The organism is Vibrio penaeicida (assembly GCF_030689305.1).
Classification (GTDB): Bacteria; Pseudomonadota; Gammaproteobacteria; order Enterobacterales; family Vibrionaceae; genus Vibrio; species Vibrio penaeicida_B.
The window spans coordinates 78,276-104,490 of the sequence record NZ_JAUYVM010000011.1 but is presented as its reverse complement, the minus strand read 5'-3'; the positions used below and the strand labels follow the sequence as shown (position 1 = coordinate 104,490).

Genomic DNA, 26,215 nt, shown 5'->3' with positions numbered 1-26,215 from the left:
CTCCTTGGGATAGAAAGTCATTGTTTTTGTTAATTTCTCTACCCTGTCATTTCACCTTACACAGGAATTTGGGGTTTCGCCACTCACTTTTAACGGATAAATCAATAAATTGAGGTGTCCACCGAGACAAAACCTGTTTAAACGGTCGAAAAATCCATTGCGGTCATTGAGCGTTAAGTATACAACTCATTCCCATGTTGATGAGCTTAAGTAGTCGTTGTGAAGGTGTTATACCCAAGTGACTTCAAGATGCAGGGTTCAGAGCCTCATAGTCTGTTCCAGTTCAAGGAGAAGGACGCAGTGGAATGACGAGTCCTTTCCAAGTTCTTTGACGATGAAATGGGACAGAATATGGGCTCCCAAGGGCGAGTTTAACTGGCTTTCATACAGCGTTATCGATTCTTGATTTAGAATGACTAGATCTTCATATCGATGCCTTGTCTAAAAGCCAGTTAATTCTCGCTGAACCAAGCATCTTGAGGTTACTTGGGTATATAGGAATGAAAATTCAGAACGGTTATCGGAAGGGATATCAGATGATTTTTTCTAATGAAGAGACAAAAGCGAGGAGCTATAGCCAGATCAGTTGATTAGGACCTGTTCTCTTGGCGTTTTTGAGACCGAGTTGCAGCCTTTCAAGCACTTCTTCTGGGGTATCAGTATCACCGAAGACAGCACAAACCGCAGAGGCAGTGATGGTGATGCTTTGGTCTCTAAATTTAAATGGCAGCTTGGATATTTGCGTTTGAATCTTTTGTGTAACGACGTGAGTTTCTGAGTCCACTTGATCAGGAAGCAGAACTAAGAATTCTTCACCAGAGAATCGCGCCACAATATCGGTATCTTTCACTGCCTTTTTTATAGTGCGAGCGATGATCTTTAATGCTTTATCACCTGCGCTATACCCAAAGCTATCGTTCAACGTTTTAAAGTTGTCGATATCAAGCAACAAAATTCGGAAAGAGTGTTGTGCTCGAATCCAACGACGGTACTCAAGCTCTAGTTTATCCGCGAGTGCTGCTCTGTTATACACTTTAGTGAGAGGGTCAAGGAGAAGCCTTTGTGCCTGATCTTGTAATCGGCGGCGATAGTCTTGAGTCACTTCTTGAAGCGCTTCCAGCTGATTATGACTGTAGCTGAGCCTTTCGGTCAGAGTTTGCTCTCGTTTTTCGATGTGCTGCAAGCGTTCTGTTAGCGAACCTATCTTATCCAAAAGAGGCGCGATGGCGAGTTTAAGTGCCTCGGCATCTAAATCGGATTCCAAATTGCTTTTACCCTGAGAGACCAAATCGTTGATCTCGAAGTGCATCATCTTACGATGTTCAGAGTAAGAGAGGCTTTGCTCGATGTTCTGCGATGTGTTTTTTATTGCGGTGTTAAGAGAGGTGTTGACCTGATCTAAAAACTGCTCAGAGGTTTTGCGTTCAAAATGGGTGCCTTGAATAACAAGTTTTAAAATCTGAAGAATTAATTCAAACAATTCATTCGGTGGTACACCAATGAGAAGCTTAGCTCTAATGTCGGTTAATAATTCACCAGACTCGCCATCAAAATCCAATTCAGTGATCAGATTTTGTAGTTCTTCAGAGAGGCGATCAAAAATTTCCTGATCAACGGCTTTTTCTAAATTGAGGTTATTACGAGAATTAGACGCCATGATTTTTGTGGCGCGCTCGTATATACCCAAAAGACGAATCGCTTGGTCAATTTCTTGAGTCAGCTTTCGACTTGGGAAATGAAGCAGGTTTCGGAGATCACGTTTTAATTGCGCAGGCAGACCTGGGATGCGCTGCAACGTTTCTCCGCTATGTTTAATTCGCTCGTCTAAGTGAATTGTCTTTTTTTCCATGGTCACCGTGTTTTGCTTCAGCATTCTTTCTATGACGACCAGCTTAGGTATTAACTTTGTGACATCTTGTTGGTGTTCTAGGTCTTGCTTTAATAGCGACAAACCTTTATCAAGATCTTGGTTATTACCTTTGCATGCATCACTAAGATTAGCAACTATACGCTTAAGAACGTTTTGCTCTCTTTTAAATTTAAAAAGAGAATCTCGATGCGAAAGACGTGCGTGATCTAATTTACACTTTAAATCATGTAATTCGTCTTTCAACTCTTGCTCAAGAGTATCCAAATCATTCATAAAAAGCAGATGCCAATAAACCGCGATGGCGAAAACAGTTTAATGATAATAACAAAAAACAAAATAAGGTCACTTTAATCAGGAGTTAAGTGCTCACTTATCACTCGGATAGTGTCAATTTTTTGATGTCATCCTCATTTTGGCATGATGATTGGACTTTTATTAACCCTTGGTTTAATGCTTGCTTACATGCAAGTCGAATATTATCGGTCGCAAAACTTGCCGCTGGAGCATTTTCAATTGCTCGTAAATAGACCCATTGGCTTTCATCGCTATTTTTTTCTATTCCACGAGCAAGGTTTGTCGACAGCAGTAATATATCTATTAATTCTTGATCGTTAATCGCTGTATATGCTCTGGGCAAGAAAGGATAATCTGCCATACCTACGTGAACTTTGCGCGATATTTTTCTTTCTGGCTCAAATTCTGAGATCCAGCTGCAAATCTTATCGAACATTTGTTGCGGTTCGGTTGCAGTCTTAGTATTGGGCTCAACATACAGAAACATTGCATCTGAAAAGTGATAAAGGCGAGCAGGTCTGCTGACTTTTGATTTTATAAACTCTCCGAACGATCTCTCTAGCTCGAGCCCTGCTTGATAGCCCAGCTCAAGGTATGTGTTACGCAAAAAGGGTAAGTCAAACATTACAAAGCGCAGTCGGTCACTGAATGGTTCACTAATTAGCTCACCAAGCTGCCATTGTTCGAATGTTGCACTACTGCGTGCTAATGAATTCTGAAGTTTTTTATTGAGCAACCGCAAATTTTGAAGACCAGAACGAGCATGAGTATACAAATCGAGTCTAAGTGCTTTAACTTCACCTTTTAATTTGTCTATTACATAGCCACGTCTTAAAACAAATAGCACCAGTATCACGGTGATGATAAATAAACCAAACGCTGTATTTTGGAATTTTCTAAATTCCTGTTGCGCTATTTTTAGCTCTTCTTCCAGCCCTTTGTAATGTAAAGATTGCTCGATAATGTCCTTTTGCTGCTTTAGCACATCCTCATTGATTTCATTCAGCCTTCTTTGCTGGCTGGCGTTGAGAATAGAAAACTTCTTGAGTGCATTTAATGATTCTATGAAGTCGCCATTTTGTTCATATGCAGCAGATAGCACTCGATAGGATTGCAATAAAATAAAGTTATCGGATAAATCTTGACCTATTGCGAGTGCCTTTCTTGCATTATTTAGCGCATTTGAAGTTTGTTCTTGTTGCAGTGCCAAGCTGGCAGTGAGTAATAACGTACGTGCTTTCAGCGGTTTTATTTGTGTGTAATTGACTAAGTTTTTTGCTTGATCTAAATATCGCTCTGCTAGCGTAAAGTTAAATAACTGTAAATAAGTGTCAGCAATGCTCAATCTTAATTCAATCGCATCGTGAATATCTCGCGCTAAGTATTCATGATCGAGTACGTTAAAATAACGCACTAATGCCAAATTATACTTTCCTTGTAAGAAATATATATCCGCCATTTGTTTAATTACATCGCCTAAAATCTGCGATTGTTCGTAATTTCGGTAGAAATCTGCAGAGCGAGCTAGGTGTTCTAGAGCTTTGTCAAGAACTTGACGCTGTCTAAATAACTGGGCAAGTTGATAGTTCGCTTTTGCTAATTCTTGGCTACTGTCTTTTTCTATTGCCATCCAGTATCCGGTAAGCAATTCCGTTAACGCTAAATCGTAGGACTTGTAGCGTAAATAGTGTTTACCTAACTCGATATGGTAATTAATCACCGTATCGATTCGTGTAATTTTGGCTAGTATTTCGAATGCAGTTTTATATTCCAACTCGGCATTAACACGATCACCTTCAAAGGATGCGATTTCACCCTTGAGCATCGCCAATCTAAATTGAAGGTCGGTAATAAGGCTCGAAGCGGTATGTGGCTGGAGTAGCTCTTGCTCAACTTTCTTAATGATGGGCTGAGCCTTTTTAATGTCTCCCGTTTGCAGCCAGAGCAATTCTGCTCTTAGCTGCAGAGTTTCAAGCGCGATTAATGGTAAGTCGTGGTTATTGGCGAGCCTTTCTGCATTTTCTAAATGTAAAAAGGCATTGCGAGGGTCACCAAGCGCAATTTCCACTTGTGCCAAAATCTGCAGAGCATCAATGCTACTGCTTGGAGTACGTAAAGAATTGTCTGTATCTTCCCTAGGGATTGCTGACGGTCCTTTAGGCGAAGCGTCGGTCAACTTTCGCTGACGGAGAAATTTGGTGGCTATTTTCTTAGATTTTTTCGGGTCGACTTCAACCAAACTTGCGGCTTCATTGAGAACCGGCGATGTATAGAGCTTTGCCATTGCGGTCTGGCTTTGCAGCAAAATGGCAAAAAGCAGCCCCGACCAACCAAAAAATTTCATTCCTTTGTACTCCAGGCGTAAGTCGCTTCTATTGTCTTGCTAGGCGCAGGTTGTTGTCCGGTCTTGATTGTTCTGTCGAACGGTAAGGGTTGATATCTAATCCGCCACGTCTCGTGTATCTCGCAAATACTGTTAACGAGGTCGGTGCACAGTATTTTTGAATATCTGTAAAAATGCGCTCCACACACTGCTCGTGAAATTCATTATGTTCTCGGAAAGAGACAAGGTAGCGTAAAAGAGATTCGCGGTTAATTTTCTTCCCTGTGTATTGAATGGATACACTGCCCCAATCGGGTTGATTGGTGATTAAGCAGTTTGATTTGAGAAGATTGCTGACTAAAGTTTCAGAGACAAGTTCATCAGAGGTCGAGTTTTGAAGCAGTACTGCATCAAATTCATAGTGTTCAATCTTTATGTCCTGATTGTCGATGCATTCTCCCTTGAAGCTGACAATCGGCTGATTATCATAAAACGTGACAGGGTTGATGACGACATCCACAGCTTCGCCTGCACATTCAGACAAGTCTTTAACTAAGGCCTTTTTGACCTCGTCCCAATGACTGAATCGAGTTTGATTAAAGCTGTTCAAATACAGTTTGAACGATTTGGATTCGACTAAGTTTGGACTGGTGGCTGGAAGTGTTACTTCACCTACTGCAACCTGTGGAAGCCCATTTTCGTTTAGCCAAGAGAGCTCATATAACGTCCATATATCGACCCCAATAAAAGGCAGTTCGTCTGTTAGTTGGATATCATTACGGTTTAGGCTGCGAGGAACTCCTTGCAAAAGAGAAGAGTCATATTGGCTGCTGTATTCCGTTTTTTGTCCAAGAGTTAAACCAGCCAGTTCTTCGGCGTTCGAATATTTGCTCATACTTGCTTTAAAAGATCGATTAGAATACCTCAGAGTTTACTTAATCCCTTTAATTCTGTCATCAATCTATGATGAGTATCTAGGAGCAATCAATGTCTCAAAATGTTGCACATGCCTTAAAGTCGTTCAGCGAATCCTTCGTATCTTCATGGCAAGAGACGCACTCCAGTTTTCCAAAAAGCGAAGAGCTGGCGGGTATCCCTTCTCCTTGTATTGAGCAACAAGGCGATGATTTTGTTGAGTGGCAACCTGTATACCGAGATGAGTGGGCAGACTTTAGTAATGTGGAGAATGGCATTGAGCTGGCAATTCATGAAGACATAAAAGCGTTCTATAGCTGCCAATTCTGTGGCGACATGGAAGCGCTCTGGGATGGTAAACCCTTAACTTTGCTTCAAGTGTGGAGTGAAGATGATTTCCTTAGATTACAAGAGAATATTCTTGGTCATTTGGTGATGCAGCGCAGGCTAAAGCTCAAGCCTACGGTATTCATTGGCTCGACCGATGCTGAAATGGATGTTATTTCAATCTGTAACTTAACAGGTGAAGTCATTTTTGAGCGTTTAGGAACGGATAAGAGAGACGTGTTGGCACCGTCTGTCGAAGAATTCTTGGCACAACTGACGCCTGACGTGCAGTAAGGTGAGATAGATGTACATTACTGAGCTCTCTTTTGAAGTGTACCGCAATACGTCCATGGGCGATGTAGAGAAAGCGGTGAATTATGTGCTTGATTGTCTGAGATACAACGGACAAGTCTTAGGTCGGGAACTGCCTGTTTCGATGGACGGCGCAATTTTTACCGCGCGTGTTGTTTGTCCCGAATCCAATAGCTTGCATCCAGACTTCCACAGCCCTCAAGTTAAGCATGCGATAAATGTATTGGCAGAGTCGGGGTTACTTCAGCCAAAAATTAAAGTGATCGGTGAAGATATGAATTCCGACCCCAGTGATGGGTGCAGTGAACGAGATTGGCAAATCCTCTATACCAGTTATCTGCATACTTGTTCGCCGATTCGATGCGGTGAACACTTCCAGCCCGTTCCACTGTACCGCTTACCTGTTGTCGCAAATGGTGATCAAAAGCAAATCATAAAGTGGCAGGAAGACTGGAGTGCGTGCGATCAACTTCAGATGAATGGCTCGGTGGTTGAGCACCCATCACTTTACGAAATTTCTTCGAGTAAGAGTTTGTTGTTTCGTCGAGGGTGGGATTTATGTCGTCGAATTAAAGTCGTGAGTGGGATTCCTACTTATCTATATATCTACCGAGTGGGTGGTAAAAGCAAAGAAGAGGAGCTGTCTAGAAAGTGCCCAAAATGCGAAGGGGATTGGAAGTTAGATGAGCCAGTTCATGGCGTTTTCGACTTTAAATGTGACGATTGCTTACTCGTGAGTAATTTATCTTGGGACTTCAAAGACTAATCGACCCATCTATTTAAGAATCTGCCACGCACTCGCGTGGCGTTTTTTATCTGTCTACACTTTATAGGTCTGTTCATTTTCGAAACAAACAGACCCCAATACACAGGGCAGGGAAAAGAGGGTGATTATGTCAGTAACACAGCGTCAAATATCTTTGGTTCAACAGTCATTCAAGCAAGTTGAACCCATTTCAGAGCAAGCGGCAGAGATTTTTTACAACAAGCTATTTGAATATGAACCCGAGCTTCGCTCCCTTTTTAAGGGCGATTTAAAGATACAAGGCAGAAAGCTTATGATGATGCTTAAAGCCGCGGTCGAAGGTTTACAAGATGTGAAAGCCCTTGTCCCTGTTCTGATCCAGCTCGCGCAACGTCACAATAAATACGGGGTTAAACGTGCACACTTCAGCCCAGTTGGTAACGCGTTGTTATACACATTAAAAACGGGGCTTGGGGCGTCTTATACTGAAGAGCATCGCGAAGCGTGGATTGCGGTTATACACGTGGTGTCCGACACCATGAAACCTGAAATAAACCAACGGTAGCTTTGTACTTACCCTATTCGGGCTTAAAGTTAGCGGTGTTTGGCCAAAAACCGATCCAGCTGGTTGGCAAATTCTCTTCTTTCTGTTTGGGAAAGTGCGGCTGGACCACCAGTTTGTACTCCGCTAGAACGCATTGTGTCCATAAAATCACGAATATTAAGTCGAGCTTTTATCGTGTCTTTAGTGAACAACTCTCCTCTTGGGCTTAAAGCTAAGGCATTTTTACTGATGACTTCATCGGCAAGAGGGATATCAGATGTGATAACGAGATCTTGCGCTTCGACCCTTTTCACAATCTCATCGTCTGCGATGTCAAAACCACTAGGTACTTGTAGTGCATGAATATTATTCCGCTTTGGTAATGGTATCGCGTGGTTAGCGACGAAAGTGGTGGTAATTCCTGTTCTTTCTGCGGCGCGTATTAGTGTTTCTCGGATGACTTTGGGACATGCATCGGCGTCTACCCAGATTTTCATGATGATTGGTTCTCTAGTTTTTCAATTCGTTTAGTCAGGTCTTCAATTTGCTTAGAAAAAGTAGCGATCTGTGCTTCCAGCAAAGCAACACGTTCGTTGCTAGACGGTTCACTGATCCCAACTTCAACTTTTGGGACATGAGATGAAGATTTCCAGCTTTTTATCGCAGCAATGATAGCAGGCATTGGCGCCGGTGTTTTCATTCTTGTTTTCACTAAGGCGACAGTAGGCTCTTTGCCTTGGTCGGCCAGAGACTGAATTGCTGCTTCCAATTCTGCTGTAATGTCCTGAGTTTTCATTTTGAGATCCTTAAATTCTACTGATCACCAAGGTCTACCGACCTGAATGAATATGCGCTAATAGTATCGGTTCCAAGAAGTGTGCGCCAGCACTGGTTATTTATGGTGAGTTTAACGAGGGGCTCGAGTTATTTGCTCATTAGCTTGTAAGAGATCTCTTACAAGAGGTGTAGGAAATGTTTGCTATTTATATTGGGGTATTATTGCTATTTGCGATTAAACCATTGTTATTTAAATTAAAATTATTTGATGATATTTCTTCTCATAAAGAAATGTGAGATGGCTAAGTTGTTCTAAAAAGAGATAAACGTAATCTGTTCTCTGTCGGAAGGATTCCGACACGGAACAGGAAACAACCAAGGAATGGTTATCTTCAGGAAGAAGATTTGGTTATTCAGGATGAATGATCAGCATGGAGCGAAAGGACATTGAATGGACTCAATCGTTATCAGGAAGATGACGACAAAGGATAGACAATGGATACCTCTAGGAAGAGGCAAGGAACGAGCATCAGGATGATGTAAGGGACACCGCTCAAGGAACAAGTGAGTGCGCTAATCAGGAAGGTTAGCAGATCAGGATAGGATCATGGACACCGCTAGGATGGCGACGAAAGGACTAAGCTGAAGGAACACAGCATACTATCAAGGATTTGATGCATGGAGCACTTTTAGTAGCCGGATTGCTGCGAGTAAGACTACAGCCCCGATACGCGAGTATCGGGGCTTTTCTTTTCTATAGACTTTATGAAGTTGAGTGTGTTTCCGGGAAAATTACATCGCTAGTTATTTACTCAACAAAAAGCTATTCGCTTAACCAAGAGCTATTTGCATAAACAATAGCTTATTTACGTTATACAGGCTACATTCGATAAGGTGGGATCTCGAAGTGGCTGGCATGAAAGCCCACCATAGTAAGCTCTCCGATGTAGTAATCATCCCCAAGCGCCGAGAATTCAAACTGGTAAATGGTGTGCCAGCCTAATTTGCCTGTTTTATGGCGAATTTTGTGCCCCTTGAAAGAGACAGACAACATTTGTATCTCAAGCTGCTTACAACGGTGCGCAACCATCTGCTTTGCTAGCTCAGATTGTCTGCGTTGTTGCCAGAACAACAAACAAAACAGGGTGACCAGTATGATTGTGAAAAGATTCCCTATCATTATTCCATCCTTTGGCGCTGTTTATTGAGAACGTGTGTTTTGCTGAAGTTTCAGCAAGGCAGTGGCCAATTCTTGCGATGGCGCGTTATGAAGTAATGGCAGCAAAACCATTCGAAGTTCAGGCAACATAACGAGATCAGCAAATAGCTGGTTGAACAGGTTTTGATTTCCTGTCTGTGCGAGCCTCAATAAAAATTGCTCAGCTCTTTTTGTGTCCGCTAATGAGGACCAACTTCTACCAGCAATCCCCACCAATACTTCCTGATGGCTCAATCTCGGGCTCTGTAATATATGGTCGACGACTAAGTTAAGAGAGTTTGGAGACCCTGCCAATGATCTGACTAATGCCGATGCGAGGAACAAGTCTGGCGTGTCGGAATTGCATTCAGAGAGCGCTTTTTCTTGCAAGGCTTTCCCAAGGTTATCAGGGAGTTCACAGTGTTCTAGCACACCCAATAAGGCATAAAGTGGTTCGTTAGGCAGTTGGTGAAGCGCTTTTTTTAGCATCACGCCATTTTGATCAATGCCAAAACGTGCACAGATGTCTGCAATACCTTGTAATCCAATTGTCTGCCAGTTGTTCCAGCCTAAACCACCTGAGAAATAGTGCTGTGCATATTCATAGTATTGGCTTGTTGGCATCGACAGCTTTGCTCGAACTTGGCTGTGGAACACGGCCATTTTGTCTTCTGCTGGCTTGAAGGTATAGGGGTTGTTAGAGAGCTTCTCTTGTTGCTCTTCACTCAGGCTACCTCCCAGTCGCGTACCCATGGCTTCGATGATGTATTTAATAAAGTTACCCACGTCAGCCTGTTTGAGTAGCCCACGCTCATCCAATTCAAACTTCAAAAACCAGATCCAAGGCTGTTTCGATTCGTTCCAGTAGGCAATAGCAATGTGTGCCTTGCGCTGCATTGGGAAGGGGTAAGCTTGTTGCCCCAATTCTACTTTTTCAAATGTACTGGGCTCGATCTTCGTAATACGACGACCCAAATCGAAAACTTGGTACTCGCAATGACTGTCACTTAGAAGCTGGGTAAGGGTATGAATGGTGTCCATGGACTGACTTGTTATCCTATATGTCTTTAGCCAATAGATGGTACTCTATGGTCAATTTTCAAGGCCATTTGAAACGAAATAGATGAATACTGCTCGAATATCGATCCTTATCGAGAATCTTAAAACCGCTTTGCAGGAACAAAACCTCTGGGAATCTTCGCCTCCTTCTCCTGAGGCGTTGGCTAGCCAACAACCCTTTTCCTACGACACACTCGAGCCACAGCAGTGGTTGCAGTGGATATTCATTATCCGATTAGAAGCGATGATAAGTGCAAGCCAATCTTTACCTTCTGCGTTGCAGCTTTTGCCATACTTTGAAGAGGTTTGGAAAGAGGACGCATCGAAGATAAAAGTGTTAGCAGCTATTTCTGACATCGATGAGGCATTTGCGTCGTGCTAGACATTTTATTTCAAGATGAGTATTTGGTCGCTGTAAACAAACCTGCTGGAATGTTGGTTCATCGATCTTGGTTAGACAAACACGAAACGCAGTTTGTGATGCAAACATTACGTGATCAAATTGGGCAACATGTGTTTCCGTTGCACCGACTCGATAGACCGACTTCCGGTGTGTTGGTGTTTGCACTCTCTAGCGAGGTGGCATCTGAAGTGATGCCTATGTTTGCAAATCATGAAATGCAAAAAACCTATCACGCGATAGTGCGAGGATGGATAGAACAGGGTGATACGCTGGATTATCCTCTGAAAGAAGAGTTGGATAAAATTGCAGATAAGTTTGCAGATAAAGACAAAGAAGCCAAAGAGGCGATCACAGTTTATCAGCCACTAGGAAAAGTAGAAGTCCCACTGTCAACAGGGCGATTCCCAACCACACGTTATGGCTTAGTTGAGATGAAACCCAAGACGGGTCGAAAACATCAGTTACGTCGGCATATGGCGCATTTAAGGCATCCGATTGTCGGAGATACTTCTCATGGTGATGGCAAGCATAACCGCTTGTTTAGAGAGCACTATGACGCACATCGCCTGCTCCTTCATGCATCAGAATTGTCCTTTGTTCACCCCTATACCAAGGAAAAGCTGATGCTAAAGGCGAAGTTTGATGATGTTTGGGAAAGGCTATTGGCGGAGTTTGGTTGGACGGAGTTGTTCTCTTAATCTGTATTGACGCGTTTAACTAGCTGCTCTGAACTTTACTAGCAGGGAATTCGTTATGATAAGAGGGCAGGACACCCTCTTACTGATTGATTTCTATCGAGTATATTCGCCGCTTACTTTAACTTGTCGAGATCAGCTTCGATTTCAGCTATTTTGCTGGATACTACTCTTTCTAAGTGACGAAGATCAGACAAGATTTTCTCTTTCACATCAACTTCAACCAATTTTTCAGGCTTCGTAATGGTGTTTAACTCATCAATCACGAGCGTTAAGTTACGGTTTATTTCAGTCACTTCTTTGTACTGATGGCTTCCGCTGTCGACCAAAACATTTTTGCGCTGTCTTGGGTATTTGAACTTGACGCTTTTAGCAAAAAGCTCACCCTTTTGCTTTTTAAAATAGATCTTAAGTACGTCTTTTTGAGATTCTTGTCGAAGGGAATAGCGTTCGATCTGTTTTGGGTCTTGAATACCTAATCCAGTGAGGTTTGGATACATAGAGCACCTCGTGTTAGCCAATGAATAGTAAATCAGTTCAATATCCATCAGGCTATAGGATGAACAAACTGATTGAGTACTGTTCAACTTTAGCAGCTATTGATAGGTCAGACAGGCGTTTGAGCAGAGAGTGTGGACGAGATCGCGATAAACCGAATCTCGTCCATTTGCTTGTTTCGTTAGTGATGCTGGAGCTCACTAACGCTTTCTTTCAGCTTGGTTTTTAGCTCGTCTTGCTCTTCTTCACTTAAAGGACCGCCATTGGGTGAGGTAAGAATAAATAGGTCTTCTGCTCGCTCGCCTATGGTGATGATTTTCGCCGCATGAAGGTGAATACCTAACTCGGCAAAAGTCGCGCCTATGTTTGCCAATAAGCCCGGAGTATCTAAGGCAACGAACTCCATTAGCGTGCGCTTTCGTGTTTTGGTTGGAATAAAATCGACACGTGTTTTGACGTTGAAATGCATCAGTTGTCGCGGAGTTCGGCGTGCTTTTGAATTCGCTACGTCGTCTTCACTGAGGATACCTTCTATATGACGAACCATATTAGCGTGTCGGTTTTCATCGATGGGTTCACCATGATGGTCTAACACAATGAATGTATCGAGGGCATAACCATCTTTGCTCGTCATTACTTGTGCGTCATGGACGCTAAAGTTACGTCTGTCGAGCTCACCAACAACGTTGGCAAATAGGTTGGGCAGGTCTTTTGAGTAAATGAACACTTCTGTACCACCACGAGTTGCTTCTTTACTCAGTAAAACCAGAGGTTGCTCTTTGGATTCTAATCTAAGGAGATGTTCTCCGTGCCAAGCAATTTGTTTGTGGGTGTGGCGAAGGAAATAGTCGGCTTTGAAACGTTGCCATAACACTTCTATTTCTCGGGCGGTGAAGCCTTCTTTTCTCAACATAGCTGAGGCTAAGTGTTGGTTATGACGGATTCTGTCGCGAACATCGACAGGGTTTTCTAAGCCACGGCGTAGAGCTCGCTGGGAAGAGTAAAAAAGTTCAGCGAGCAGTGTGCGCTTCCAACTGTTCCAGAGTTCAGGGTTGGTTGCACAAATATCGGCTACCGTCAGGCAAACTAGGAATTCGAGGTACTCTTCGTCACGAACTTTCTTTGCAAACCCTGTGACGACTTCTGGGTCATAAATATCACGTCTTTGAGCGGTGACAGACATCAACAGGTGGTGTTTGACCAACCAAGAAACCAGCTTAGATTCAGGTTTGGATAAACCGTGCTCTATGCAAAAGTCGTACGCTTCGACTGCTCCAATCTCTGAGTGATCTCCTCCGCGCCCTTTTCCAATGTCGTGGAAAATAGCCGCTATGATCAGCAATTCCTTTTTTTGAATCCGAGGGTAGACTTCGCAACAAATGGGGTGTTTCGCATGGTTTTTGGCAAAGCTAAATGTGTGGATATGCTTGAGCAAACGCATACTGTGCTCGTCTACGGTATACACGTGGAATAAGTCGAACTGCATTTGCCCAACAATTTGGCTCCACTGTGGCAGGTAAGCCGACATCACGCCCAGGCGATGCATCAAACTGAACGCTTTATGCAAAGCATTAGGATGACGAACTAAGTCCATGAATTTTTCACGGGCTTCTGGAATAGTATGCAAAAATTTGTTCAATCGACGGCGAGCGGTTCGCAGTTGTCGCATGGTCGCGGGTGCCACGCCTTCAATAGAGGAGTCATTTGCAATGTGTAAAAACATATCCAAAATAGTTTCAGGGCGGGCCTGAAACAATGCTGGTTTTCGGGCTTCGATGAGCGGTCCTCGTCGCTGAAAATCGGCATCCAGAATTTCTGCTGGTAGCTGTTCACCTTTATTGATGATGGCTTGGTCGAATAATTTGAGTAGCATTTTATTGAGTTCCGCCACACGTCTTAATGTGCGGTAAAACTCTTTCATCATCATTTCGATAGGCTTATTGCCTTCACCAGTAAATCCAAGATGCTGCGCAACTTGAAGCTGGTGGGCAAACGTCAAACGATTATCGTAACGTTTCAGCTCTATATGTAAGGCAAAGCGCACTCGCCATAGGTAGTCTTGACACTCTAATAGTTCGCGGTATTCAGCATCGGTGAGAAATCCATAGCGGCTCATTTCAAATAACGAAGTCGCACCAAAGTGGCGTCTAGCAACCCAGCTTAGAGTATGGATATCACGAAGCCCGCCTGGGCTAGATTTGATGTCGGGTTCTAGATTATAAGTGGTATCGTGGAACCGCGCGTGCCGCTGTTTTTGTTCTTGGATTTTCGCTTGATAGAAGACCTCGCTCGGCCAGAAACTTTCTGAGTGGATAAGCATTTTTAGACTGTGAAAGGTTTCTTCACAACCACAGATTAACCTTGCCTCTTGGAGGTTTGTTGCGACGGTCAGATCGTCTTTTCCTACTTCTTCACACTCCGCTACGGTTCTGACACTGTGTCCGACTTCTAATCTTAAGTCCCAAAGCAATGTAATGAATTCACTGACCTTGGTTTTGACTTCGCTCTGAAGTGGTGAGCTGTTAAGAATCAGGATATCGATATCAGATAGAGGGTGTAGCTCGCCACGTCCATAGCCACCAACTGCGACTAGGCTGAGTTCCTCTATGTGCTCAAATCCATAGTATTCCCAAAGGCGTGTAAGCAGCATGTCCATATATTCGCTGCGGCCAAGAACCAAGTCGGTTACCGGGTGGTGCGAGAGAAACTCTTCTTTTTGGTCATTGGAGAAACTCTCCAACTCATGACGTAAATTTTCGAGATTCATAGCAGAATCTTTAAGCGTAAAAGGGGATTGAAAAGTCATCCATGCGTTCCGTGCTAGCTGTTATGTTTTAACTTTAACAATTGATACTCAAGTTTTCGAACTCTACAAAAGAAAAATCCCAGCGATGCTGGGATTTGAGTTATTTGTTAACCATGTTTCGAGGAATGCTTTCATCACCTCGTAAGGTAAGAACTTCGCAGCCATCTCTTGTGACTAGTATCGTGTGTTCCCACTGCGCGGAGTTTTTCCCATCGCCAGTGTACACCGTCCAATCATCTTCTGAGTCGACGCTGCATCCAAATTTACCTGCGTTAATCATTGGCTCGATAGTAAAACACATGCCTTCTTTTAGCTTGCGTTTGTCGGAGTTCTTATAGTGAACCACTTGAGGTTCTTCATGGAACTCGCTACCAATACCGTGACCACAAAAATCCTTCACAATGGAGTATTTCATGCGAGGATTTTTCTTGTTGTTGTCTTTTATGAATTTATCGATGGCTGTACCCAGCTCGCCAACCGTAACGCCTGGCTTCACTTTACGCATGGCTACGTATAGTGCTTCTTGTGTTACCGTACATAAACGCTTATCGGCTGGTGAAACCTCGCCTACGTAGAACATTCTTGAAGTATCGCCATGATACCCCTTTGGTCTGACGCTCAAGTCGGCATTTTTATCTTCTGGGATAATAACAGTGACGTCGATATTGATGACATCACCGTCTTTTAAAATCGCTGGTTTTCCCTTACCGGTAGAACCGATTTCATCTTTGGATGCAGGGATCCCGTGGCAGACAATGTGATTAATTGAAGTACAGATAGATTTTGGGAAACCGTGGTAATCCAATGGTGCCGGATACGCATTGTTTTCCAGAATGTAATCGTGACAAATGCGGTCAATTTCTTCGGTGGTGACACCCGGTTTGACGTGCGGCTCTATCATTTCTAAAACGCTCGAAGCCAATTTGCAGGCTACACGCATTTTCTCGATTTCTTCTGTGGTTTTAATTTTAATAGACATCGTCTTTCTCGAACTCATTAATGCAATCGCTGCATTCTATCAGTGGGTTGCTCCACACGCAAAGGCCGTGGCAACGGGTTTGTAACAGCAGCAGTGGTGTTAGTTATGTTTCATTTAACGTTCAATTTCAGCTCAGGGTAAGGCAAGCATAGACCTCATGGTGACTTTCAATAGAAGAGATATTCAAATTTATGCTAGCCAAAATGGCGAATTTTATGGTATAAAGCGCGCCGGAATTAAGAACAGTTATCTCCACTTGGCGAAGCTGTTTTTGAGTCCAAATATATTTTCTTTAAATCACACACATACCGACACATGATCCGGGGTGCTCACTTACTTATATTTAAGAAGTCGAGTCGGACGCATGGGGTATGTGGAGGCCTAACCCCATAGAGGAATTTAAAATGGCAACTGTATCAATGCGCGATATGCTTAAAGCTGGTGTTCACTTCGGTCACCAAACTCGTTACTGGAACCCAAAGATGAAGCCATTCATCTTCGGTGCTCGTAACAAAGTTCATATCATCAACCTAGAAAAAACTGTACCAATGTTCAACGACGCTCTAGCTGAGCTAGGCAAAGTTGGCGAGAAGAAAGGTAAAGTTCTTTTCGTAGGTACTAAGCGCGCTGCATCTGAAGCTGTAAAAGAAGCTGCTATCGCTAGCAACCAGTACTACGTAAACAACCGTTGGTTGGGTGGTATGCTTACGAACTACAAAACTGTTCGTCAGTCAATCAAGCGTTTGAAAGATCTTGAAGCACAAGCTCAAGACGGTACTTTCGACAAGCTAACTAAGAAAGAAGCTCTAATGCGTACTCGTGAAATGGAGAAGCTAGAGAAATCTCTTGGTGGTATTAAAGATATGGGCGGCCTACCTGACGCACTATTCGTTATCGACGCTGATCACGAGCACATTGCAGTTCGCGAAGCAAACAACCTAGGTATCCCAGTATACGCGGTTGTTGATACTAACTCTGACCCAGACGGCGTTGACTTCGTTATTCCAGGTAACGATGACGCAATCCGCGCAGTACAACTTTACCTTAACGCTGCAGCTTCTGCTGTAAGCGAAGGTCGTAACCAAGACGTTGTTGCTGCAGCTGCTGAAAAAGACGGTTTCGTAGAAGAAGCTGAATAATAGCGGCTCTGAGTCTCGCTTAGTCTTATAGATAACAAGCCTTATCAGCAATCAAAGTTAAATATAAGCTAAGTTATAGTTACAATCAGGGGCCGAAATCGAGCCCCTGATTTTTACCATATCCAGAATTAACTGAGGAATAGAGAATGGCTGTTACTGCTGCTCTAGTAAAAGAACTGCGCGACCGTACTGGCGCAGGCATGATGGACTGTAAGAAAGCGCTGAACGAAACTGACGGCGATATCGAACTAGCAATCGAAAATATGCGTAAATCAGGTGCTGCAAAAGCTGCTAAGAAAGCAGGTAACGTAGCGGCTGAAGGTACAATCGTCATCAAAGATGCTGACGGTGTAGCGGTACTTCTAGAAGTGAACTGCCAGACTGACTTTGTTGCTAAAGATGCTAGCTTCACAGCGTTTGCAAACGAAGTTGCTGAGGCGGCTCTTTCTTCTAAAGCTACTGCAGAAGAACTACAAGCTCAATTCGAGGAAACTCGTATTGCTCTAGTTGCTAAAATCGGCGAAAACATCAACATCCGTCGCGTTCAATACGTTGAAGGTGTTGCACTAGCTTCTTACCGTCACGGTGAGAAAATTGGTGTTGTTGTTGCTGGTGAAGGCGAAGCTGAAACTCTTAAGCACGTTGCAATGCACGTTGCTGCTTCTCGTCCAGAATTCGTTAACCCAGAAGATGTACCTGCAGACGTAGTAGAAAAAGAGAAAGCAGTTCAAGTTGAAATCGCAATGAACGAAGGCAAGCCAGCTGAAATCGCTGAGAAGATGGTTGTTGGCCGTATGAAGAAGTTCACTGGTGAAATCTCTTTGACTGGTCAAGCTTTCGTTATGGAACCTAAGAAATCTGTAGGCGACGTTCTTAAAGAGAAGGGCGCTTCAGTAACTAACTTCGTACGTCTAGAAGTTGGTGAAGGTATCGAGAAAGCGGAAGAAATGAGCTTCGCTGACGAAGTAGCAGCGGTACAAAAAGGTTAATCCTTAGCGTATTGTTGAAAAAAAGACCGTAGCCAAGGCTGCGGTCTTTTTACGAACAAAATACATAAACTTACAAACAAAGACCTAAGTGGCTAATCGTCATAAATGCATGTTGGCATTAACGTAAAAATGCAATTTGTATTCATGACTGTTAATCAACAACTCTCATTTGGAAGGTAGACTCCATGACAACTAACCCTAAGCCAGCGTATCAACGTATCCTGTTAAAACTGAGTGGTGAAGCTCTTCAAGGTGAAGAAGGTTTTGGTATTGACCCTGCGGTACTAGACCGTATGGCTCAAGAAGTAAAAGAACTGGTTGAACTGGGTGTTCAAGTGGGTGTGGTTATCGGTGGTGGTAACTTGTTCCGTGGTGCTGGTTTGGCTGAAGCGGGCATGAACCGCGTTGTCGGCGACCACATGGGTATGCTAGCAACGGTAATGAACGGTCTTGCTTTACGCGATGCCCTTCACCGTGCATACGTCAATGCGCGTGTAATGTCGGCGATTCCATTGAAAGGTGTGTGTGACGATTACAACTGGGCTGATGCAATTCGCGAGCTTCGTCAAGGTCGCGTAGTGATCTTCTCGGCAGGTACAGGTAACCCATTCTTTACTACAGATTCTGCTGCATGTTTGCGCGGTATTGAGATTGAAGCGGATGTTGTTCTTAAAGCGACAAAAGTTGATGGCGTATTTACTGCGGATCCAGTAGCAAACCCTGAAGCAGAGCTGTATGATAACCTATCGTTTAGTGAAGTTCTTGATAAAGAACTGAAAGTAATGGACTTAGCGGCATTTACACTGGCACGTGACCACAAAATGCCGATCCGTGTATTCAATATGAACAAGCCAGGCGCTCTACGTCGCGTGGTAATGGGTGAAGCCGAAGGTACGCTAATCAGCGAAAACCAATAATTGGCAGCCAAAAACACTCTTATTAAAAAAATATTAAGGTGAAATTGTGATTAACGAAATCAAACAAGATGCACAAGAGCGCATGGATAAAAGCGTTGAAGCGCTAAAGAACAACCTATCTAAAGTACGTACAGGTCGTGCTCACCCAAGCCTTCTGTCGAATATTAACGTTGAATACTACGGCGCGCCAACGCCTCTAAATCAAGTTGCAAACGTAATTGCTGAAGATTCTCGTACCCTTGCTATTACCGTTTTTGACAAAGAGCTAACGCCAAAAGTAGAAAAAGCGATCATGCAATCGGATCTTGGTCTGAACCCAATGTCTGCAGGTACTGTAATCCGTGTTCCTCTTCCACCGTTAACAGAAGAACGTCGTAAAGATTTGGTAAAAATCGTTCGTGGTGAAGCAGAAGGTGGTCGTGTTGCTATTCGTAACATCCGTCGCGATGCAAACAGTGAACTTAAAGCGCTTCTGAAAGACAAAGAAATCTCAGAAGATGAAGATCATAAAGCGCAAGATGAAATTCAAAAGCTAACTGACGCTGCTGTTAAGAATGTTGATGACGTTCTTGCTGCAAAAGAAAAAGAGTTGATGGAAGTGTAATATAACTTACACTTTTCTTTTTCGAAGCGCTGTGCCCACAGCACAGCGCTTTTTTTATGCTATTATCTCAACCCCATTAGATTCAATGAACTTCCTATGCTGAACACTCAAGTCTATCCAGACGCATTCCCTAAACATATCGCTATCATTATGGACGGTAACGGCCGTTGGGCAAAAAAGCAGGGTAAGCCTCGCGTTTTTGGTCATAAAGCAGGGGTAGATTCAGTTAGAAAAACCATTTCAGCCGCTTCTCGACTCGGTATTCAAGCTGTTACTCTTTTTGCATTCAGTAGTGAAAACTGGCGCCGCCCGGAAGAGGAAGTTAGCTTGTTGATGGAGCTGTTTATTACCGTTCTATCCAAAGAGGTTAAACGCCTTCACAAAAATAATCTTAGGTTAAGAGTCATAGGCGACATCAGCCGTTTTAATCAACGATTGCAAAAAAAAATTGCTGAAGCGGAAAGCCTAACCAAAGACAACGAAGGCATGGTTGTTAACGTGGCGGCTAACTATGGTGGAAAATGGGATATCACCCAAGCTATTCAAAAAATCGCGACTGAAGCTAAAGAGGGTGTACTAGACCCAGCAGAAATCAATGAAGATTTGGTAACATCTCATTTGACGATGTCTGATTTGCCTGAAGTTGACTTACTCATCCGAACCAGTGGTGAATGCCGGATCAGTAATTTTGTTTTGTGGCAGATGGCATACGCTGAAATGTATTTTGTTGATCAACACTGGCCTGATTTTAATGAGCAAAGCCTAGCAGATGCTGTGGCATGGTTTGTTAATCGCGAGCGCCGTTTTGGTTGCACAGGCGAGCAGATTCAAGAAATTATGAATGGCTAACAAAGGATCATCAGCTTGAAACAAAGAATTATAACCGCGCTGATTCTGGCTCCATTAGTTGTATTAGGGATTTTTAAGCTCTCTATACCCCTATTTATTGCTGCGATTGCTGCAATTGTAGTAATTGGCTTTTGGGAATGGACTCAATTCGTTGAAACACCGAACCGCTCTATAGCAATAATCCCCGCTTTAGCTGTGCTTGTGGGTTTATTTTACTTTTTGCCGTTTGAAATCTCTGCTTTGCAGCAGGTATCGGGCGGACATATCTTAATCTTAGCCGCAGCAGGAATATGGTGGTTAGTATCCAGTGGAATGGCAATGACATTCCCGAAGTCTTCTGCCTTGTGGCAAGGCTCTAAGGTTCTGAAGCATGTATTTGGCTTGCTGACACTTATTCCATTCTTAACTTCCGTTATACTTTTACGAAGTGTTGGCTATGATTCAGATCCATACTACGGTGCTAAGCTTGTACTGTTTGTTTGCTTTTTGGTTTGGGCTGCTGACAGCGGTGCTTACTTCGCAGGTAAAACGTTCGGAAAGCGTAAAATGGCCCCAAATGTGAGCCCAAATAAAACCATTGAAGGTTTGGTTGGTGGAATCATTACCGCACTAGTCATTGGATGGGGTGCCGCAAATTGGTTTGAACTCACCTTCCCAAGTCATGTCATAATGATATTCATCACTTTCACTACTGTCGTTATTTCAGTATTAGGTGATCTGGTAGAAAGCATGTTTAAGCGAGTTTCGGGTATTAAAGATAGCGGAAACATTATCCCGGGACACGGTGGTGTGCTAGACAGAATTGACAGCCTGACCGCCGCCTTTCCTGTTTTTGCCTTACTCTATTTCACGCTTTAGCATAGTAAAAAGGCAAGGAAACTTGCCTTTTCATGTTCTGTATAACGGTTTTCTATAATGCAAAATATAACCATTCTTGGAGCAACAGGTTCAATTGGTGATAGCACTTTAAAGGTTGTCGCCCAAAACTCCGAGAAGTTCAACGTCTTCGCGTTGGCTGCTGGCACAAACGTTTCAAAAATGCATGATTTATGCGTTGTCTGGAACCCATCGTATGCTGTTATGGCGGACGAAAATGCAGCGAATTCGCTCCGAGAAAAACTGTCAGCCTCCGGTAAAAAAGTGACCGTCTTAAGTGGAAATGAAGGACTTTGCGCCGTTTCTTCAATGGATGAAGTTGATATGGTTATGGCAGCAATCGTTGGAGCTGCTGGGTTAATACCGACTATGTCAGCGATTCAAGCGGGTAAAAAGGTGTTACTCGCTAACAAAGAAGCCTTGGTTATGTCTGGTCAGCTTTTTGTTGATGCTGTAGAGAAATACGGGGCGCAGCTGTTACCAGTAGACAGTGAGCACAACGCGATATTCCAGTGTCTCCCTGAAGAAGTTCAGGTTCGACCGGGTAAATGCAATCTTACAGATTCAGGCATCACGTCTATTTTACTCACTGGTTCTGGTGGTCCCTTTCGTTATTCAGATGTTGCAACTTTGGCTAACGTCACGCCGAAAGAAGCCATTGCACACCCTAACTGGTCTATGGGGCCAAAAATCTCGGTTGACTCTGCCACCATGATGAACAAGGGGCTTGAATACATTGAAGCCAAATGGTTATTTAATGCAGCGCGAGACCAGCTTAAAGTGGTCATACACCCTCAGTCGGTTATTCACTCAATGGTTCAGTATTGCGATGGCTCTGTATTGGCTCAGATGGGTGAACCAGACATGGCAACGCCGATTGCTTACTCGATGTCTTATCCTGAGCGCATTTCAGCGGGTGTTAAGCCTCTCGATTTTACCAAAGTAGGTGAGCTGACATTTCTTGAGCCAGACTTTGAGCGTTATCCTTGCCTTAAGCTAGCAATAGAGGCTTGCTATACAGGGCAACATGCCACTACTGGTTTAAATGCGGCTAACGAAATTGCGGTAGATGCATTTTTGAATCAAAAAATTAAATTTACAGATATAGCTGCAATCAACGAGCAGGTTTTATCTAAGCTGTGTGGTCTACAGCAAAACCTTGAAGTAGATTGCTTGGAAAGCTTATTAGAGCTGGATAGAATGGCGCGTACTTTTGCGCATGAATATGTAGGTAAGCGAGCAATATGACGGGTATTTTGTGGAATTTAGTATCGTTTATCGTCGCCCTTGGGGTGTTGGTTGCCGTGCACGAATATGGGCATTTTTGGGTGGCGCGACGCTGCGGAGTAAAAGTTCATAAGTTTTCGATAGGGTTTGGTAAGTCTATCTGGAGCAAAATTGGTAAGGACGGAACAGAATACAGCCTATCGATTATCCCGCTAGGTGGGTATGTCAAAATGCTTGATGGGCGAGTTGATTCGCTCAAAGAAGAAGAGAAAGAGCAAGCATTCGATCGAAAATCGTTGTGGCAAAGAAGCGCAATTGTAGGCGCTGGCCCTGCATTTAACTTTATTTTCGCACTGTTTGCCTATTGGGTTGTTTTCATTATTGGTGTTCCAGCAATAAAACCCGTGATAGGAGAGATAACCCCCAATTCCATCGTTGCACAAGCCGGAATTCAAGATGGGATGGAACTAAAGTCCGTCGCAGGAATCAAAACCGCAGATTGGGAATCCGTTAATATGCAGTTAATTGCTCATATTGGCGATGATGAAATGACGATGACGGTTACACCGGAAGGTGGTGTTGGGTTCGAAGAAACATATACGCTTGATTTGCGTGAATGGCGCTTCAACCCAGAAACCGAATCGCCAATGAGAACATTAGGCTTTACACCATTTCGCCCAGATACAACCACTAAAATCGCGCATGTAGGTAATGGCGGAGCCGCTTATAAAGCCGGATTTGAAGTGGGTGATCAGCTTCTGGAAATTGATGGTCAGCCCGTGTCGGAATGGCAGCAAATGGTTGACGCTATCCAGACGAACCCAAATAGATCAATTGATGTGTTGGTTGAGCGGAATGGTGTTGAAGTTCAGTTGGCGCTGATTCCTGAAGCTAAAGAAGCGAAAAACGGAACAACCAAAGGGTTTGCAGGTATTGCTCCTGAAATCGGTGAGTGGCCGGCAGACTATCGCTTCGACTTACAATATGGTGTGGTTGAATCCGTTGGTAAAGCTGTTGAGAAAACAGGGCAAGTTATTTCTTTGACCTTCAGTTTATTGAAAAAACTGGTTGTTGGAGATGTGGGAATAGAGAACTTAAGTGGTCCTATATCCATTGCTAAAGGCGCAGGTACAACCGCTGATTATGGTTTAGTGTACTTCCTAGGTTTTCTTGCACTAATCAGTATCAACCTAGGAATTATTAACCTAATGCCATTACCTATTTTGGATGGTGGTCATTTGTTATTTTTTGCGGTGGAAGCAATTATCCGCCGCCCTGTGCCAGAAAAGATTCAAGAAGTCGGCTATCGTCTGGGAGGCGCGATTATATTCTCTCTCATGGTAGTTGCATTGTTTAATGATTTTACTCGCCTTTGATATCACCTGATTGGTAGAAGATGGCAAAGAATAAGAAGTTGCAAGGAATAATCAGAATAGATATGGCGATCAAGCATTTATTGCTCACCTCTCTGTTGCTATCGAGCACAGTGGTGAATGGTGCAGAAAAATTTGTCGTAGAAGACATCAAAATTGAAGGTCTACAACGCGTAGCGTTGGGGGCAGCACTCCTCAAAATGCCTATTCGTATTGGTGATACTGTTGATCAGCAAGATGTGGCGAAGATCATCAAATCCTTATACGACTCTGGTAATTACGAAGATGTCAGGATTCTCAAAGACAACAATGTGTTGGTTATCGAGGTGAAAGAGCGTCCAACCATTGCGAACATCTCGTTCTCTGGTAACAAAGCCATTAAAGAAGAGCAGCTGAAAGAAAACCTAGATGCTTCTGGGATTCGTATTGGTGAAGCACTCGATCGAACAACTTTAAGCAATATAGAAAAAGGTTTAGAAGACTTTTACTACAGCGTCGGTAAGTACAACGCCGAAGTAAAAGCGGTTGTAACGCCGTTACCGCGGAATCGTTCTGACTTAAAATTTGTTTTTACTGAAGGTGTTTCAGCGAAAATTCAGCAAATTAACTTTATCGGAAACTCGGTATTTAATGACGAAGATCTCCGCTCCCGCTTTAACCTACGAGTTGACGTGCCATGGTGGAATTTCTTAGCCGATGAGAAATACCAGAAGCAAGTACTGGCAGGTGACTTAGAAGCTTTACGTACATTTTATCTCAACCAGGGTTACTTAAAGTTCCAAGTTTCCGACACTCAGGTTTCTATTTCTCCGGATAAAAAAGGCGTGTATATCACCCTAACACTGGATGAAGGCGAACCTTATGCTGTCGAATCTGTAAAGTTCCGAGGTGAGCTCATCGATAAGGAAGCAGAATTCGACAAGATGGTTCCTTTCGCTGCTGGTGATATTTATGATGGCAGCGCGGTCACATCACTCGAAGAAAACGTTAAGCGCGTATTGGGTGAGTCCGGCTATGCGTATCCTCAAGTTAGGACCATTCCAGAATTTGATGACGAAAATAAGCAAGTTTCACTTGTTGTGAATGTAGAGGCTGGCAAACGAATTTATGTTCGTGATATTCGATTTACGGGTAACAATGCAACACGTGATGAAGTACTTCGCCGCGAAATGCGTCAAATGGAAGGCAGCTGGTTAAACTCGAAAGCCATTGATACTGGTAAAAGCCGTTTGAATCGCTTGGGCTTCTTTGAAACAGTCGATGTTCAAACGGTACGAGTGCCTGGCACGGAAGATCAAGTAGATTTGGTCTATAACGTGAAAGAAGCAAACTCCGGAAGCATTAATTTCGGGGTAGGCTACGGTACGGAGTCGGGAATCAGTTTCCAACTTGGTCTACAGCAAGATAACTTTATTGGTAGCGGTAACCGAGTCGGTATTAATGCTTCTACCAACAAATTCCGTAAGAACGTTAGCCTTGAATACCGAGACCCATACTGGAACCTTGATGGGGTCAGCCTGGGTGGTAAGATTTTCTACAATCAGTTCGAAGCATCTGAAGCGGGCATTGTAGACTATACCAACGAAAGCTACGGTACGCGGCTAACTTGGGGTTTCCCATTCGACGAACTTAACTTCTTTGAGATTGGTGCGGGCTATACGCACAACCGAATTTCCAATTTGGATGAGTACGTACAAATTGAAAAGTTCTTGCAAGCGCAAGAAGACAATTTGGATAAAAACGATCGAAGCCTAAATGTAAACGACTTTGATTTTTCTCTGTCTTGGACACGAAATAACCTAAACCGAGGATTTTTCCCGACAGCGGGTAACCATCAGCGCGCATTCTACAAAATGACGGTGCCAGGTTCTGATGTTCAGTACTTCAAGCTTCAATACGATGTGAGACAGTACGTCCCTCTGACAAAAAAGCATGAGTTTACTCTATTATTGCGTGGGCGGTTAGGTTACGGAAATGGTTATGGCAAGAATGGCGACAACGATAACTTGTTCCCATTCTACGAAAACTTCTACGCGGGCGGTTTTAGTTCGTTACGTGGATTCCGCTCCAACAGCGCAGGTCCGAAGGCTGTGTACAATGAAAACCACACGGGTGGTAACAACTCTCAGTATACAGTGACGGACGACGCCGTTGGGGGTAATGCTATTGCACTTGCAAGCATGGAATTGATCTTCCCAACCCCATTCGCATCAGATGAAGCACGCAGCCAAATACGCACCAGTGCGTTTATTGATGCGGCAAGTGTGTGGGATACAGAATTTAACTATCTTGATCCAGACACTGGTGTAAGTGCTGGTGATTCTTATTACTATGATTACTCCGATCCGACAAATTATCGAATGTCTGCAGGTGTCGCCTTACAATGGATGTCACCTATGGGACCGTTGGTTTTCTCTCTTGCGAAGCCAATCAAAAAATTCGAAGGGGATAAAGATGAAGTCTTTACCTTTACAATCGGTCGAACTTTCTAATACT

The 26,215-nt window shown here is 43.5% G+C and carries 24 protein-coding genes; 14 read left to right on the top strand and 10 right to left on the bottom strand.

Going from position 1 to position 26,215, the window contains the following annotated elements; all coding sequences use genetic code 11:
• Positions 1–571: 571 nt before the first annotated feature.
• The 3 genes from Q8W40_RS17840 to queF all read right to left on the bottom strand — a co-directional run bounded on the left by Q8W40_RS17840 (position 572) and on the right by queF (position 5,382).
• Positions 572–2,143, bottom strand: coding sequence for a GGDEF domain-containing protein (locus Q8W40_RS17840; RefSeq protein WP_370693402.1), 1,572 nt, complete (start codon positions 2,141–2,143; stop codon positions 572–574).
• A 100-nt stretch (positions 2,144–2,243) separates the two neighbouring features.
• Entirely contained in the window at positions 2,244–4,508 is a 2,265-nt protein-coding gene (locus Q8W40_RS17835) for a tetratricopeptide repeat protein (protein ID WP_305399108.1), read from the bottom strand.
• Positions 4,509–4,536: 28 nt separating this feature from the next.
• A complete protein-coding gene (gene queF / locus Q8W40_RS17830; protein WP_305399107.1) occupies positions 4,537–5,382 on the bottom strand; it encodes an NADPH-dependent 7-cyano-7-deazaguanine reductase QueF in 846 nt (281 codons plus the stop codon).
• A 92-nt stretch (positions 5,383–5,474) separates the two neighbouring features.
• Between queF and syd the strand changes: the two genes are divergently transcribed.
• From syd to Q8W40_RS17815, 3 genes are all read left to right on the top strand, one after another.
• Entirely contained in the window at positions 5,475–6,023 is a 549-nt protein-coding gene (gene syd / locus Q8W40_RS17825; protein ID WP_305399106.1) for a SecY-interacting protein, read from the top strand.
• 10 nt (positions 6,024–6,033) lie between these two features.
• Positions 6,034–6,807 (top strand): Zn-ribbon-containing protein, encoded by a 774-nt coding sequence (locus tag Q8W40_RS17820; RefSeq protein ID WP_305399104.1) that lies wholly within the window; start codon positions 6,034–6,036, stop codon positions 6,805–6,807.
• A gap of 127 nt (positions 6,808–6,934) precedes the next feature.
• Positions 6,935–7,351 (top strand): globin family protein, encoded by a 417-nt coding sequence (locus Q8W40_RS17815; RefSeq protein ID WP_305399102.1) that lies wholly within the window; start codon positions 6,935–6,937, stop codon positions 7,349–7,351.
• A 29-nt stretch (positions 7,352–7,380) separates the two neighbouring features.
• Here the strand turns inward: Q8W40_RS17815 and Q8W40_RS17810 are convergent, their stop codons facing one another.
• The 4 genes from Q8W40_RS17810 to Q8W40_RS17795 form a co-directional block, all read right to left on the bottom strand.
• Positions 7,381–7,827, bottom strand: coding sequence for a YaiI/YqxD family protein (locus tag Q8W40_RS17810; RefSeq protein WP_101110649.1), 447 nt, complete (start codon positions 7,825–7,827; stop codon positions 7,381–7,383).
• Complete coding sequence (locus tag Q8W40_RS17805; protein WP_305399100.1) at positions 7,824–8,126, bottom strand: hypothetical protein; 303 nt, start codon at positions 8,124–8,126, stop codon at positions 7,824–7,826. Before Q8W40_RS17805 ends, Q8W40_RS17810 begins: the two co-directional genes overlap by 4 nt.
• Positions 8,127–8,987: 861 nt before the next feature.
• On the bottom strand, positions 8,988–9,287 hold the full coding sequence (locus Q8W40_RS17800; protein WP_101110647.1) for a DUF3301 domain-containing protein: 300 nt from the start codon (positions 9,285–9,287) through the stop codon (positions 8,988–8,990).
• Between the two features lie 21 nt (positions 9,288–9,308).
• The gene (locus tag Q8W40_RS17795; protein ID WP_305399098.1) at positions 9,309–10,346 is read right to left on the bottom strand and encodes a DUF3549 family protein; all 1,038 of its coding nucleotides are present in this window, start codon (positions 10,344–10,346) and stop codon (positions 9,309–9,311) included.
• 82 nt (positions 10,347–10,428) lie between these two features.
• Between Q8W40_RS17795 and Q8W40_RS17790 the strand changes: the two genes are divergently transcribed.
• Entirely contained in the window at positions 10,429–10,746 is a 318-nt protein-coding gene (locus tag Q8W40_RS17790; protein ID WP_305399096.1) for a YqcC family protein, read from the top strand.
• On the top strand, positions 10,731–11,465 hold the full coding sequence (truC, locus tag Q8W40_RS17785; protein ID WP_305399261.1) for a tRNA pseudouridine(65) synthase TruC: 735 nt from the start codon (positions 10,731–10,733) through the stop codon (positions 11,463–11,465). Before Q8W40_RS17790 ends, truC begins: the two co-directional genes overlap by 16 nt.
• A 113-nt stretch (positions 11,466–11,578) precedes the next feature.
• Here the strand turns inward: truC and Q8W40_RS17780 are convergent, their stop codons facing one another.
• The 3 genes from Q8W40_RS17780 to map all read right to left on the bottom strand — a co-directional run bounded on the left by Q8W40_RS17780 (position 11,579) and on the right by map (position 15,745).
• Positions 11,579–11,962, bottom strand: a complete 384-nt coding sequence (locus Q8W40_RS17780) for a DUF3461 family protein (RefSeq protein WP_305399095.1) — start codon at positions 11,960–11,962, stop codon at positions 11,579–11,581.
• A gap of 179 nt (positions 11,963–12,141) precedes the next feature.
• The gene (gene glnD, locus Q8W40_RS17775) at positions 12,142–14,766 is read right to left on the bottom strand and encodes a bifunctional uridylyltransferase/uridylyl-removing protein GlnD (RefSeq protein WP_305399093.1); all 2,625 of its coding nucleotides are present in this window, start codon (positions 14,764–14,766) and stop codon (positions 12,142–12,144) included.
• A gap of 100 nt (positions 14,767–14,866) precedes the next feature.
• Positions 14,867–15,745 (bottom strand): type I methionyl aminopeptidase, encoded by an 879-nt coding sequence (map, locus tag Q8W40_RS17770; protein WP_305399091.1) that lies wholly within the window; start codon positions 15,743–15,745, stop codon positions 14,867–14,869.
• Positions 15,746–16,149: 404 nt separating this feature from the next.
• Between map and rpsB the strand changes: the two genes are divergently transcribed.
• The 9 genes from rpsB (at position 16,150) to bamA (ending at position 26,211) form a co-directional block, all read left to right on the top strand.
• Positions 16,150–16,884, top strand: a complete 735-nt coding sequence (gene rpsB / locus Q8W40_RS17765) for a 30S ribosomal protein S2 (RefSeq protein WP_145959477.1) — start codon at positions 16,150–16,152, stop codon at positions 16,882–16,884.
• Between the two features lie 146 nt (positions 16,885–17,030).
• Complete coding sequence (gene tsf, locus Q8W40_RS17760; RefSeq protein WP_305399087.1) at positions 17,031–17,873, top strand: translation elongation factor Ts; 843 nt, start codon at positions 17,031–17,033, stop codon at positions 17,871–17,873.
• A 185-nt stretch (positions 17,874–18,058) separates the two neighbouring features.
• Positions 18,059–18,790 carry a UMP kinase gene (gene pyrH / locus Q8W40_RS17755; RefSeq protein WP_101110637.1) on the top strand — a complete coding sequence of 244 codons (732 nt, stop codon included), beginning with the start codon at positions 18,059–18,061 and terminating at the stop codon, positions 18,788–18,790.
• A gap of 46 nt (positions 18,791–18,836) precedes the next feature.
• Positions 18,837–19,394, top strand: a complete 558-nt coding sequence (gene frr / locus Q8W40_RS17750) for a ribosome recycling factor (protein WP_101110636.1) — start codon at positions 18,837–18,839, stop codon at positions 19,392–19,394.
• 96 nt (positions 19,395–19,490) lie between these two features.
• Complete coding sequence (locus Q8W40_RS17745; protein WP_101110635.1) at positions 19,491–20,243, top strand: isoprenyl transferase; 753 nt, start codon at positions 19,491–19,493, stop codon at positions 20,241–20,243.
• Positions 20,244–20,258: 15 nt separating this feature from the next.
• The gene (locus tag Q8W40_RS17740) at positions 20,259–21,101 is read left to right on the top strand and encodes a phosphatidate cytidylyltransferase (protein ID WP_305399085.1); all 843 of its coding nucleotides are present in this window, start codon (positions 20,259–20,261) and stop codon (positions 21,099–21,101) included.
• Between the two features lie 57 nt (positions 21,102–21,158).
• A complete protein-coding gene (gene ispC, locus Q8W40_RS17735) occupies positions 21,159–22,367 on the top strand; it encodes a 1-deoxy-D-xylulose-5-phosphate reductoisomerase (RefSeq protein ID WP_305399083.1) in 1,209 nt (402 codons plus the stop codon).
• The gene (rseP, locus tag Q8W40_RS17730; RefSeq protein WP_305399082.1) at positions 22,364–23,722 is read left to right on the top strand and encodes a sigma E protease regulator RseP; all 1,359 of its coding nucleotides are present in this window, start codon (positions 22,364–22,366) and stop codon (positions 23,720–23,722) included. The genes ispC and rseP overlap by 4 nt, the downstream gene beginning before the upstream one ends.
• A 62-nt stretch (positions 23,723–23,784) precedes the next feature.
• Positions 23,785–26,211 (top strand): outer membrane protein assembly factor BamA, encoded by a 2,427-nt coding sequence (gene bamA, locus Q8W40_RS17725; protein WP_305399259.1) that lies wholly within the window; start codon positions 23,785–23,787, stop codon positions 26,209–26,211.
• Positions 26,212–26,215 lie beyond the last annotated feature (4 nt).

Bases quoted from the DNA above. Each gene is read 5' to 3' on its own strand.
- Q8W40_RS17805 (WP_305399100.1), bottom strand. From the start codon at position 8,126: ATGAAAACTCAGGACATTACAGCAGAATTGGAAGCAGCAATTCAGTCT.
- rpsB (WP_145959477.1), top strand. From the start codon at position 16,150: ATGGCAACTGTATCAATGCGCGATATGCTTAAAGCTGGTGTTCACTTC.
- Q8W40_RS17790 (WP_305399096.1), top strand. From the start codon at position 10,429: ATGAATACTGCTCGAATATCGATCCTTATCGAGAATCTTAAAACCGCT.
- glnD (WP_305399093.1), bottom strand. From the start codon at position 14,766: ATGACTTTTCAATCCCCTTTTACGCTTAAAGATTCTGCTATGAATCTC.
- bamA (WP_305399259.1), top strand. From the start codon at position 23,785: ATGGCGATCAAGCATTTATTGCTCACCTCTCTGTTGCTATCGAGCACA.
- Q8W40_RS17840 (WP_370693402.1), bottom strand. From the start codon at position 2,143: ATGAATGATTTGGATACTCTTGAGCAAGAGTTGAAAGACGAATTACAT.
- Q8W40_RS17780 (WP_305399095.1), bottom strand. From the start codon at position 11,962: ATGTATCCAAACCTCACTGGATTAGGTATTCAAGACCCAAAACAGATC.
- rseP (WP_305399082.1), top strand. From the start codon at position 22,364: ATGACGGGTATTTTGTGGAATTTAGTATCGTTTATCGTCGCCCTTGGG.
- map (WP_305399091.1), bottom strand. From the start codon at position 15,745: ATGTCTATTAAAATTAAAACCACAGAAGAAATCGAGAAAATGCGTGTA.
- pyrH (WP_101110637.1), top strand. From the start codon at position 18,059: ATGACAACTAACCCTAAGCCAGCGTATCAACGTATCCTGTTAAAACTG.
- tsf (WP_305399087.1), top strand. From the start codon at position 17,031: ATGGCTGTTACTGCTGCTCTAGTAAAAGAACTGCGCGACCGTACTGGC.
- ispC (WP_305399083.1), top strand. From the start codon at position 21,159: ATGCAAAATATAACCATTCTTGGAGCAACAGGTTCAATTGGTGATAGC.
- Q8W40_RS17800 (WP_101110647.1), bottom strand. From the start codon at position 9,287: ATGATAGGGAATCTTTTCACAATCATACTGGTCACCCTGTTTTGTTTG.
- Q8W40_RS17815 (WP_305399102.1), top strand. From the start codon at position 6,935: ATGTCAGTAACACAGCGTCAAATATCTTTGGTTCAACAGTCATTCAAG.
- Q8W40_RS17835 (WP_305399108.1), bottom strand. From the start codon at position 4,508: ATGAAATTTTTTGGTTGGTCGGGGCTGCTTTTTGCCATTTTGCTGCAA.
- Q8W40_RS17810 (WP_101110649.1), bottom strand. From the start codon at position 7,827: ATGAAAATCTGGGTAGACGCCGATGCATGTCCCAAAGTCATCCGAGAA.
- Q8W40_RS17745 (WP_101110635.1), top strand. From the start codon at position 19,491: ATGCTGAACACTCAAGTCTATCCAGACGCATTCCCTAAACATATCGCT.
- Q8W40_RS17820 (WP_305399104.1), top strand. From the start codon at position 6,034: ATGTACATTACTGAGCTCTCTTTTGAAGTGTACCGCAATACGTCCATG.
- queF (WP_305399107.1), bottom strand. From the start codon at position 5,382: ATGAGCAAATATTCGAACGCCGAAGAACTGGCTGGTTTAACTCTTGGA.
- Q8W40_RS17795 (WP_305399098.1), bottom strand. From the start codon at position 10,346: ATGGACACCATTCATACCCTTACCCAGCTTCTAAGTGACAGTCATTGC.
- syd (WP_305399106.1), top strand. From the start codon at position 5,475: ATGTCTCAAAATGTTGCACATGCCTTAAAGTCGTTCAGCGAATCCTTC.